This window comes from Flavobacterium aerium, assembly GCF_030766725.1.
GTDB classification, from domain to species: Bacteria; Bacteroidota; Bacteroidia; order Flavobacteriales; family Flavobacteriaceae; genus Flavobacterium; species Flavobacterium aerium.
On sequence record NZ_JARQWR010000004.1, the window covers coordinates 345,115 to 356,317 of the forward strand.

The 11,203-nt window shown below is 33.9% G+C and carries 10 protein-coding genes; 5 read left to right on the top strand and 5 right to left on the bottom strand.

The window, feature by feature from the left end:
* Positions 1-27 precede the first annotated feature (27 nt).
* The 4 genes from P6733_RS07950 to P6733_RS07965 form a co-directional block, all read right to left on the bottom strand.
* Positions 28-1,017 carry an aspartate-semialdehyde dehydrogenase gene (locus P6733_RS07950; protein ID WP_306352090.1) on the bottom strand — a complete coding sequence of 330 codons (990 nt, stop codon included), beginning with the start codon at positions 1,015-1,017 and terminating at the stop codon, positions 28-30.
* Positions 1,018-1,184: 167 nt separating this feature from the next.
* Positions 1,185-1,562, bottom strand: coding sequence for a large conductance mechanosensitive channel protein MscL (gene mscL / locus P6733_RS07955; RefSeq protein WP_306352091.1), 378 nt, complete (start codon positions 1,560-1,562; stop codon positions 1,185-1,187).
* An 82-nt stretch (positions 1,563-1,644) separates the two neighbouring features.
* Complete coding sequence (locus P6733_RS07960) at positions 1,645-4,080, bottom strand: bifunctional UDP-N-acetylmuramoyl-tripeptide:D-alanyl-D-alanine ligase/alanine racemase (protein ID WP_306352093.1); 2,436 nt, start codon at positions 4,078-4,080, stop codon at positions 1,645-1,647.
* A 3-nt stretch (positions 4,081-4,083) separates the two neighbouring features.
* Positions 4,084-4,713: a thymidine kinase gene (locus P6733_RS07965; protein ID WP_306352096.1), complete on the bottom strand. Its 630-nt coding sequence runs from the start codon at positions 4,711-4,713 to the stop codon at positions 4,084-4,086.
* Between the two features lie 202 nt (positions 4,714-4,915).
* Between P6733_RS07965 and P6733_RS07970 the strand changes: the two genes are divergently transcribed.
* The 4 genes from P6733_RS07970 to P6733_RS07985 all read left to right on the top strand — a co-directional run bounded on the left by P6733_RS07970 (position 4,916) and on the right by P6733_RS07985 (position 9,023).
* Positions 4,916-6,016: a hypothetical protein gene (locus P6733_RS07970; RefSeq protein WP_306352098.1), complete on the top strand. Its 1,101-nt coding sequence runs from the start codon at positions 4,916-4,918 to the stop codon at positions 6,014-6,016.
* Between the two features lie 8 nt (positions 6,017-6,024).
* Entirely contained in the window at positions 6,025-6,702 is a 678-nt protein-coding gene (rsmI, locus tag P6733_RS07975) for a 16S rRNA (cytidine(1402)-2'-O)-methyltransferase (protein ID WP_306352099.1), read from the top strand.
* Positions 6,703-6,804: 102 nt separating this feature from the next.
* Positions 6,805-8,505, top strand: a complete 1,701-nt coding sequence (gene recJ, locus P6733_RS07980) for a single-stranded-DNA-specific exonuclease RecJ (RefSeq protein ID WP_306352101.1) — start codon at positions 6,805-6,807, stop codon at positions 8,503-8,505.
* 164 nt (positions 8,506-8,669) lie between these two features.
* On the top strand, positions 8,670-9,023 hold the full coding sequence (locus P6733_RS07985; RefSeq protein ID WP_306352103.1) for a hypothetical protein: 354 nt from the start codon (positions 8,670-8,672) through the stop codon (positions 9,021-9,023).
* Between the two features lie 98 nt (positions 9,024-9,121).
* Here the strand turns inward: P6733_RS07985 and P6733_RS07990 are convergent, their stop codons facing one another.
* The gene (locus P6733_RS07990; protein ID WP_306352105.1) at positions 9,122-9,880 is read right to left on the bottom strand and encodes a UDP-2,3-diacylglucosamine diphosphatase; all 759 of its coding nucleotides are present in this window, start codon (positions 9,878-9,880) and stop codon (positions 9,122-9,124) included.
* Positions 9,881-10,105: 225 nt separating this feature from the next.
* Between P6733_RS07990 and P6733_RS07995 the strand changes: the two genes are divergently transcribed.
* The coding region (locus P6733_RS07995; protein WP_306352107.1) for a choice-of-anchor J domain-containing protein at positions 10,106-11,203 on the top strand (1,098 nt) is incomplete at its 3' end.

The window sequence follows — 11,203 nt, forward strand, 5'->3', positions numbered from 1 at the left end:
AAGTGGTTGATTGTATGTGTAATAGCCTTAAACTAGCTTATGTGCAAGCAAATACTCTGCAATTTGAATTGTGTTTGTAGCAGCACCTTTTCTTAAATTATCAGAAACAATCCACATGTTTAATGTGTTTGGTTGTGATTCATCTCTACGGATACGTCCTACAAAAACATCATTTTTTCCTTCTGCATACAAAGGCATTGGATATGTTTTTGTTTCCGGATTATCTTGTAGTACGATACCTTCAGTATTGTGAAGAATTTTTCGAACCTCATTGATATCAAAATCTTTTTCAAATTCGATATTTACAGACTCACTATGACCTCCTACAACGGGAATACGAACAGCTGTTGCTGTAATGGCAATAGTATTATCTTCTAATATTTTTTGAGTTTCACGAACAATTTTCATTTCCTCTTTTGTGTATCCATTTTCTTCGAATACATCACATTGAGGAATAGCATTACGGTGAATTTGATAGGGATAAGCCATTTCACCTTTTATGCCATTATATTCGTTTTCCAATTGTTTTACTGCTTTTACTCCAGTTCCAGTAATGGATTGGTAAGTAGAAACAACAAGCCTTTTGATGCGGTATTTTTTATGTAAAGGAGCCATCGTCATTACCAATTGAATGGTAGAACAATTTGGATTAGCAATAATTTTATCTTCTTTTGTTAAAGTAGAAGCATTGATTTCTGGAACAACCAATTTCTTTGTAGGATCCATTCTCCAAGCGGAAGAATTGTCAATTACAGTAGTTCCTGCTGCTGCAAATTGAGGAGCCCATTCTAGTGAAGTATTTCCACCGGCTGAGAAAACAGCAATGTCCGGCTTCATCGCAATGGCCGTTGCCATTCCTACCACAGGATATTTTTTATCATTATATACTATTTCTTTTCCTATAGATCTTTCTGAAGCTACAGGAATCAATTCAGTTATAGGAAAGTTTCTTTCGGCTAAAACTTTCAACATAACTTCGCCTACCATACCAGTGGCACCTACAACAGCAATTCTCATAATAATGTATTTTTTTGGTCGTGTTTTGTGCTGCAAAAGTACATATTAAACCTGTGAAAATCACCACAAAATATTTTTATCACAAAATGTTATAAAAATATTCTAAATATAGAAAAACCGCCTAAATTTTCATCAAGGCGGTTTAGTTAGAATACGTGTGTAGCGGATTATTTTTTAAGTAAATCTCTAATTTCTGCTAAAAGTTGTTCTTGAGTTGGACCTGCTGGAGCAGCTGGTGCCGGTGCTTCTTTTTTCTTTGCAGAGTTTATTCCTTTAATAAGTAAAAACAATACAAAAGCCACAATGATGAAGTTAATTATAGCTGAAAGAAACAGGCCGTATTTTACTCCTCCAAAAACAGTAAGCTCCTCGATTTTGGATAAATTAGCGGCTTCAAGTGCGGGTTTTAATAACAATGGAGTAATCACATCATCAATAAACGAACTAATGATTTTACCAAAAGCTCCACCAATAATAACCCCAATTGCTAAGTCAACTACGTTGCCCTTCATGGCAAATTCTTTGAATTCTGAAAGCATTCCCATACCTAAATGTTTTTAGTTAATAAATTTGTCACCACTAAAGTATAAAATGCAAACGAGATTTTAACATATTTAAACGTGTTTTTTACTCTTTATAGAAGATGCGTTTTACACGATGTGATATGCTTGTTAGAATTTCATAAGGTATTGTCCCTACAGTTTCAGCGATTTCTGTAACTCTAGGCGTTGTCCCAAAGACGATTACAGTGTCACTCTCTTGGCAGTCAATAGTGGATATATCCACCACCATCATGTCCATACTAATGTTACCAATAATTTCGGCTTTTTGGTTATGAATCATAACATATCCCTTTTCATTGCCCCAACTTCGCGGAATACCATCGGCATATCCTATAGGAAGTGTTGCTGTTTTGATAGGATGTGTTACCATATAAGCTCTGCTATATCCTACACTATCTCCAGGGTTGATTTCTTTTATTTGTAAAATGATCGTTTTTAAAGTTCCTACACTTTGTAGGTTTTTCATTTCATCCTTGTCATTTCCTACACCATACAGACCAATTCCTAAACGAACCATGTCAAATTGATATTCAGGGAAATTATAAATCCCCGATGTGTTTAGAATATGTCGAATCGGATGAATCGATAATTCATTCATGATACGAAGCGACCATTGATCATATAATTTAATTTGCGATAAAGTAAAATCATTAAATTGAGGATCATCGCTAGCAGAGAAATGAGAAAATATACTTTTTATAGCAATGAAATTATTGTTTTTCAGTAGCCTGATGAGTTCCTCTAAAGCTTTTTCTTCAAAGCCTAAACGATGCATTCCAGTATCCAATTTGATATGAACAGGATAATTGGAAAGATTTTTTTGTTGTGCAATTGCCAAGAAAGTTTTTAGGACTTTAGTAGAATAGATTTCAGGTTCCAATTTGTAAGCAATCATAGCCGAAAATGCACTGATTTCGGGATTCATAACGATAATTGGCATTTCGATACCAGCTTTGCGCAAAGCAATACCTTCGTCAGCAAATGCAACACCTACATAATTTACATTGTGATGGGCAAGAAGTTTTGCAATTTCAAAACTGCCACTACCATAACCGAAGGCCTTCACCATTACCATTATCTTAGTAGCAGGTTTTAGTTTTGATTTATAGAAATTCAAATTATGACTAATAGCATTCAGATTAATTTCTAATACTGTTTCATGAGTTTTCTCTTCCAATAGCACTACAATTTCATCAAAAAAGAAATTGCGGGCTCCTTTTATCAATATCGTTTCATTTTCAAATGAACTAGCATTGAATTGATTAAGGAAATCCGAAGTGTTTTTGAAAGAAATAAAATTTGGAAAATCGTTTAGATGATGACCAATTGTATCACCAATACCAATCACACGATTTATTTTATTGTTTGTAAGTAATAAAGCAACTTTAGAATATAACTCCTCTACAGGAAGACCACTTTGAAAAATGTCCGATAGTATTACTGTTTTCTTTGGGTGTGTTTTATGCTGTTCTAAAAAATCTAATGCAATTTTTAAAGACTGATAATCGGAACTATAACTATCATCAATGATTGTACAATTGTGAATACCATTTTTTACCTGCAAACGCATCTCTACAGGGTAAAGGTTATGAAGACGTTCCTGTATTGTTTTTTGGTCATATTTAAAATGTAATAAAACTATTAAACATGTAATGATGTTTTCTATTGAAGCCTTATCTTGGAACGGAATATCAATAGCAAAAGAATCATTCTGATATAGAATAGTAAGAGTGGATGCGTTTTGTAAGTGAACAAAAACATCAGCCGATTTGTCGGTTAAGCTCCAAGTGAACGTTTTGATTTTTGGGTCAAGTACTGCTTCAATCTGATCATTTTTCTGACAGATTAAAACGCTAACATTTTTGAAAAGTTTTAGTTTTTCAAGTGTTTTCTGTTCTATATTTTCAAACCCTTCATCATGAGCAGAACCAATATTTGTCAATATCCCTAAGGTAGGTTGAATCATGGTTTCCAATTTACCCATCTCACCAACCATTGAAATTCCAGCTTCAAAAATACCGAGATTATGCTTTTCATTAATCCCAATTAAGGAAAGAGGTACACCTACTTGTGAGTTATAACTTTTAGGGCTACGTATAATATTGTATTCGGGGCTTAATAGAAAGTTCAGCCATTCTTTGACAATAGTTTTACCATTACTTCCTGTGATTCCGATGATTGGGAAAGAAAATAATTTTCGGTAATAACGAGCAAAGTTCTGTAAAGCTTCGAGCGTATTCTCGACCACTAAAAAATTAGCTTTAGCTTCCAAATCCTGAGGGATATGATGAACAACAAAGTTTTTTACCCCTTTAGCAATCAATTTGGAAATATAAAGGTGGCTATCATGATTTTGACCAACCAGAGCAAAGAATAAAGTGTGATTATTATTTTGAAGAGAACGACTATCGATAGAAACGTTGTCTATTAGACATGTCTCATCGATCCCAAACCATTTGGCGTTAATGACGTGGGATATATTTTGTATAATTAGACTCAAAATTTATTCGGGATTTTTTTTGTTCTTAGAATGAATGCTTTCTTCACGTTCATGCATTTCTTTCATAGCATTGAAATAAGCAGCGCGACTCAATGGTTCGTATTCTTCGGTTTCACCAAGTAAAACTAAATTATCATTATGCGCTTTTCGGAAGCTATAATTGGCCAAGTTTCCAGTTCGGGTACAAACAGCATGTACTTTGGTAACATATTCTGCTGTTGCCATTAATGCAGGCATAGGGCCAAAAGGATTACCTTTAAAATCCATGTCCAATCCAGCAACAATTACGCGGATACCACTATTTGCAAGGTCATTACAAACAGATACAATTTCATCATCAAAAAATTGTGCTTCATCAATTCCAACTACATCACAACCATCCGCTAAAAGACGGATATTAGCCGCAGCGGGAACAGGTGTAGAACGAATTTCGTTCGAGTCATGAGAAACAACCATCTCATCGTGATAACGGGTATCGATGGAAGGTTTGAAAATTTCGACTCTTTGTTTGGCAAATTGAGCTCTTCGTAATCGTCGGATTAATTCTTCGGTCTTACCGGAGAACATAGAACCACAGATCACTTCGATCCAGCCAAATTGTTCTTTATGATTTACTGTATTTTCGAGAAACATTTTGTATTTTTCAGGCTGTAAACAGCATTCTTTTCTGTTACTTTTGTAACTGAAACAAATTTATTAAAAAACACAAGCATTACAAGCATATTGTCGAAGAATAAAATGAACAACCGTTAAATTATTTTTCACAAGGACTTATAATTTTTAAAGTAATCCTGAAAATAAGAAAAGCAGTCGAAAAAAAATAAATATAAAACAGATGAAAAAAAAGTTAGAAGCTGATTTAATTAGCATTGCACATAGAGTTTTAAAACTTAAAAATAAATCTGATCTGATTCAATTGCACCAGGAGGCACAAAAATTATATGAGAAGTTATCAGTACTACGATTTGTAGAAGAGAATTTTGGAGAAATCCAGCCTACTATCGGTAGAGCAGCAATTGAAGAGAAAATTGAAGAAGCCTTTGGTTTGTTAGAACAAACATTAGAAGAAACTCCAGCAGAAGAAACGGCACCAATTGTTGAAAATACAACAGACAAAGAAGAAGCTAAACCAGAAGAAAAAGAAATTGAAGAAGAGGTTTTAGAAGTAAGTGCGGAAGAAAAAGTGGAAGATGAAATTCCTGTTGAAACGATAGAAGCCCCTGTAGCGGAAGTGATTGAGCATAAATTATATGATACAGAAGAAGAGCAAGAAGATGGAGATGAAGAGGAAGTAACATCACCAGAAGAAGAAGAAATTATTGCAGAAGAAGATAATTTGAATGAACAAGTTATAGAAGAGAATGAAAAAGAAGAACCGATAGAAGAAGTTGAAGAGAAAAAAGAGGAAGAAGAAAGAGCTTCTTTTACCTCTTATCTTGAAAATTTCAAAAGTGAACCTATTGAAGAAGATAAACCGAAGGTTACAGAAAAAAAACAAATTACATTAGAAGATTTATTGGATAGTGTTCATCCAGATCCAATTTTTGTAAGAGCAGAAGAAATTGAAAAAATCGAAACCACTACGACAACTACCAATAATGAAGTGGAAGAAATTGTAAAGGTTGTAGAAGTTACGCATACTACCCGTACTGAGATTGCATTAGAAAAGCAAGAAGAAAAAATAGTGTCATTAAATGATCGTTTGAAAAAAGGAATTAACATTGGATTAAATGATAAAATTGCTTTTGAAAAACACCTTTTCGGAAACAGTGGAGAAGATTTGAATCGTGTGCTTTCGCAATTGAATACGTTTGATAATTTTGAAGATGCTAAAAACTTCATTGAAGATTTAGTAAAACCAGATTATAATAATTGGGAAGGAAAAGACGATTATGCAAATCGTTTCATGGAGATTGTAGAAAATAAGTTTTTATAGAAATAAATATGTCCAAACTATACATAGTTCCTACACCAATAGGTAATCTTGAAGACATGACTTTTAGAGCGATTAAAGTTTTAAAAGAAGTAGATCTGATTTTAGCAGAAGATACCCGTAATAGCGGGAAGCTATTAAAGCATTTTGAGATTGGAACGCATATGCAAAGTCATCATATGCATAATGAACACAAGACGGTTGAAAATCTTATAAAACGATTGCAAGCAGGAGAAACAATTGCGCTAATATCAGATGCAGGAACTCCAGCGATTTCTGATCCTGGGTTTTTGTTGACGCGCGCTTGTGTAGAAAATAAAATTGCGGTAGAATGTTTACCAGGAGCAACAGCTTTTGTACCCGCATTAGTAAATAGTAGTTTGCCGAATGATAAGTTTATTTTTGAAGGTTTCCTACCCGATAAAAAAGGGAGACAAACCCGTTATTTAGCGTTGGCAGAAGAGACAAGAACAATGATTCTATATGTGTCACCACATAAATTAGTCAAAACTTTGGGCGAATTTATTACCTATTTTGGAGAAGAACGTCCAGTATCTGTTTCCAGAGAATTGTCTAAACTACATGAAGAGACCATTCGAGGAACGGCTAAAGAAGTTTTAGAACACTTTGAAAAAATAGCCCCAAGAGGAGAAATAGTTGTCGTTGTAGGTGGTAAAAGCGGAAAGTAATACTACATTATAAACGACAAACATCAGAATTTATATTATCAATTCATTCCTCTTTCTTAAGCGAAATTAGTTTGAGAAAGAGGAACTTTTTATTACAAATCAATGCGTTGGACTTTAAAAACTAAACCAGATTCTGAAAAAGTAAAAACATTAGTTGAAGCACTTGGTGTTGACGTATTTATTGCCCAGTTGTTAGTACAACGAGGTGTAGAAACTTTTGAAGAAGCAAAACGATTTTTTAGACCATCCCTAGCCGATTTGCATGATCCATATTTAATGAAGGACATGGATAAAGCGGTGGAACGTATTGAACAGGCCATTGCAAGTAATGAAAATATATTAGTTTTTGGAGACTATGATGTCGATGGTACAACCGCTGTTTCATTAGTTTCCTCCTATTTAAGAACTTATTATTCAAATGTTGACACCTATATTCCTGATCGTTATGATGAAGGATATGGCGTTTCCTATAAAGGAATTGATTATGCGATGGACAATGGTATTTCATTGATTATTGCTTTGGATTGTGGAATTAAATCGATTGACCATGTTGCCTATGCAAACGAAAGAAATATCGATTTCATTATTGGAGATCACCATAGACCAGGAGATTTGTTGCCCGATGCTGTGGCTATTTTAGATCCCAAACGCGACGATTGTTTTTATCCCTTTGATGAATTATGTGGATGCGGTATTGGTTTTAAATTAATACAAGCTTTGGCGGGGAATAGAAATCAGACTATAGATGATCTAACACCCTATTTAGATTTAGTTGCTACGGCTATAGCTGCCGATATTGTTCCTATTATAGGAGAGAACCGAATTTTAGCCTACTATGGATTAAAGATTATTAATTCAGATCCACGTCCAGGGATTAAAGCCTTAATCAGTCAGATAAAAAAGGAAACACTAACGATAACCGATGTTGTTTTCGTTATTGCACCCCGTATTAATGCAGCAGGACGTATCAAACATGGTAATTATGCAGTTGAATTATTAACAGAGTTTAATTTAGAACAAGCTTCTGCTTTTGCTGCTGACATCGAAATTTTTAATTCAGACCGTAAAGGATTTGATAAAAAAATTACAGAAGAAGCTTTGCAGCAAATTAAAAACAATAATGAACAAGAATGCCTTTCCACCGTTGTATTTCAGGAAGATTGGCACAAAGGCGTAATCGGTATTGTAGCTTCTCGATTAATAGAGACCTATTATAGACCAACCTTAGTTTTTACTAAAAGTGGTGACAAGTATGCCGCCTCAGCAAGATCTGTAAAAGATTTTGATGTTTACAATGCTCTCGAAGCCTGCTCAGATTATATAGAACAATTTGGAGGACATAAATATGCTGCTGGGCTAACCCTTTTGCCAGAGCAATATGAGAATTTCAAAAATCAGTTTGAAAAAGTGGTTTCAGACACCATCGATAGAGCATTGTTGATTCCAGAAGTATTAATAGATGCAGAAATTGACTTGAGTGACATTACACCAAAATTGGTTAGAATATTAAAACAATTTGAACCCTTTGGACCTTCAAATATGACTCCTGTTTTTGTTACAAAAAATCTGAATGATACGGGTTATGCCAAAACATTAGGAGCCAACGATGAACATTTAAGACTATTTGTAAAACAAAATCAGTCGGAAGGAATAGCAGCTATTGGGTTTAATTTGGGGAATAAACTTGCGATAACAAAAAATCAAAATGTATTTCAGGCAGCCTATTGTATTGATGAAAATGTATGGAATGGCACTGTAAGTTTACAATTACGACTAAAAGATATTCGTTCTGAAGAATCGTAGTTATTAGCTCTTTCTAGTGTAAAATAAACCTTTATTTCAAGACCAGTTAATTTACTTTCTATTATAGAGGGCTGTATTACTATGGCTTAAATCTTTATTTTAAATAATTAATTTATTTAGAATGATTATAAATAAATTATTATATTTGTTCAAAATTCAATCATATGGAGCAAATTGAACAAATATATTTTAATGAATTCGGGGTTTCTTTTTATTGGAAAAAAGGAGAAGAAACCTTGTCAGATAGAGTACAATTAGTTTTTAAGGAAACTGGTTTTTATTTTTCTTCAGAAGAATTAGATTGTTTTATTGATCTGATTGATGCCTCCTATTATAGAATGAAATGTGAAGGATGTAATTTTAGAAATAGCTGTGGCAAGTTTTTATTAAAAACACCCTTTGAGCATATCGACCTAGCAGTATCGGTTAAAGAATTAACGGAAATAAAAGATTTAGTAGAGGGAACTTTATTCCAAATACGATTAGACACCTATTTAAATGATATCTGTAAAAATTAAATTTTACGTTACGTTCTTAAATATATTGTCTGGAATAAATAGAGATCGTTTTTGTGGAAACGATACTATAGAATAATAAGAGTACACTCGAATTAATTTTAAAGTTCAAACTTTTTCAATTCAAATGTGGTACCATCAAAGACACCATAGGTAAAGTAATTAATCCAATCTCCCAGGTTAATATATTTTGATTTTTCGTTTAATTGGATTTCCATAGGTAAGTGCCTATGTCCAAAAATAAAATAATCATAGTGTTTTGTTTCTAATTTTCTTTTAGAATAAAGCACTAGCCATTCTTGATCTTCCCCTAAAAATGTGACATCTTCACTACCCGATATTAATTTGTTTTTAACAGATAAATATTGGGCTAAGCGAACCCCTAAATCAGGATGTAACCATCTAAAAAACCATTTTGAAACAGGATTTTTAAATACTTTTTTCATGCGTTTATAACCATTATCACCAGGGCCTAAACCATCACCATGACCAATAAAAAAAGAAGTGTTGAAGAAAGTAAATTCTTTTGTAGTATGGTAAACAGGAATGTCAAGTTCTTTTTGAAAATAATCCTCCATCCATAAATCGTGATTTCCTACAAAAAAATAGATTGGAATTCCACTGTCCCGAAGTTCAGCAAGCTTTCCTAGAACTCTAATGAAGCCTTTTGGGACAACCATTTTATATTCAAACCAAAAGTCAAATAAATCCCCTAATAAAAAAATTGCTTCAGCATCCTCTTTAATCTGATCAAGCCAAGCTACAAACTTTTTTTCTCGAATGATACTCTTTTCAGGAGTAGGTGCACCTAAATGTTGATCGGAAGCGAAATATACTTTTTTAGTAATAGGAAAACTCATGAAGTGATTTTTAAAAGACAAAGATAGTAATAGTTGTATAAAATACAGAATAGAACGCAGAAAAGGCATTTTGTGACAAAAGTTTAAATTTGTAACATATTCTTAAAAATTTGTTTATTTATATGAAAAGCAGCTGTTTATTTTAACAAATAATTCACAGATGTGAAAAAATTGTTACTTTAGGGCGCTTAAACAACAACCCAAAATTATATTAAAACTGAATTTATGAAAAAAATTACTTTATTGATTTTATTAACCCTTTTATCCTTTGCGAGCTATGGCCAGCAGCAGTTGACCGAAGGATTTGAAGGAGCCGTTTTTCCGCCACCCGGATGGACCGTTACGGATAACGGAGTAGCGACCAACGTAAGTTGGGTTTCTACATCAGTACCTAATTTTGTCCATTTAGGTACTAAAGCAGCTTATTTGAATACAGAGAATACTGGAGGACCGCTTAGTCAAGACTGGTTGATTACGAAACCAGTTAATTTAGCAGGAATCACGAATGCTCAATTAAAATTCTTTACCAGACAAGGAACTTTTGGCGACCAAGGAGGAAAATTTCAGATTAAAGTAGCGACTTCAGCTACTAACGTAATGCCACCTTTAGCCAGTTTCGTACAGGCTCAAGAATGGGATGAAACTAGTTTGAATACCCCTTTTGACCTTTACCAACAAAAAACAGTTTCTCTAAATGCCTTTGCAAATCAACCATTTGTTTGGGTTGCCTTTGTTGGTGTTAGAAACCCTACGGGTGACCGTTGGTTAGTAGATGATATTCAGATTGAAGAGCTATGTTTTGAGCCAACAAACTTAGCAATGAATATCCCAACTTTAATCTCTGCAAACTTAACGTGGACGGCAAATAGTGGTGAAACAACATGGGATATTAATGTTGTGGCTCAAGGAGCACCAAATGATCCAGCAACTGTTACATCAAATATTACCACAAATAACTATTTAAAAGGAGGATTAACACAAGGTACAGCCTATGATTATTACGTTCGTGCAGCCTGTACTTCAGGTTCATATAGTAACTGGGTAGGACCATTTAGTTTTAGTACTCGTTTTTATGGAGAGACTTGTGAAGCACCTATAACAGTACCTTCTTTACCATACACTCACTCGAGTAATACGGCAAATTATGGTAACCATTATACCGGTAGTCCAGGAACTTCTTGCGGAGTAACAGGAGTTTACTTAAATGGAGATGATGTAGTGTATGCATATACACCAGACTTTACAGGAGCAATCAATATGACGATGACTCCACAAGGTCAGAAAACAGGTATGTTTGTTTATACAAACTGTGCTGATATTGGA

Bases quoted from the DNA above. Each gene is read 5' to 3' on its own strand.
- rsmI (WP_306352099.1), top strand. From the start codon at position 6,025: ATGTCCAAACTATACATAGTTCCTACACCAATAGGTAATCTTGAAGAC.
- P6733_RS07985 (WP_306352103.1), top strand. From the start codon at position 8,670: ATGGAGCAAATTGAACAAATATATTTTAATGAATTCGGGGTTTCTTTT.
- P6733_RS07950 (WP_306352090.1), bottom strand. From the start codon at position 1,017: ATGAGAATTGCTGTTGTAGGTGCCACTGGTATGGTAGGCGAAGTTATG.
- mscL (WP_306352091.1), bottom strand. From the start codon at position 1,562: ATGGGAATGCTTTCAGAATTCAAAGAATTTGCCATGAAGGGCAACGTA.
- recJ (WP_306352101.1), top strand. From the start codon at position 6,805: ATGCGTTGGACTTTAAAAACTAAACCAGATTCTGAAAAAGTAAAAACA.
- P6733_RS07990 (WP_306352105.1), bottom strand. From the start codon at position 9,880: ATGAGTTTTCCTATTACTAAAAAAGTATATTTCGCTTCCGATCAACAT.
- P6733_RS07965 (WP_306352096.1), bottom strand. From the start codon at position 4,713: ATGTTTCTCGAAAATACAGTAAATCATAAAGAACAATTTGGCTGGATC.
- P6733_RS07970 (WP_306352098.1), top strand. From the start codon at position 4,916: ATGAAAAAAAAGTTAGAAGCTGATTTAATTAGCATTGCACATAGAGTT.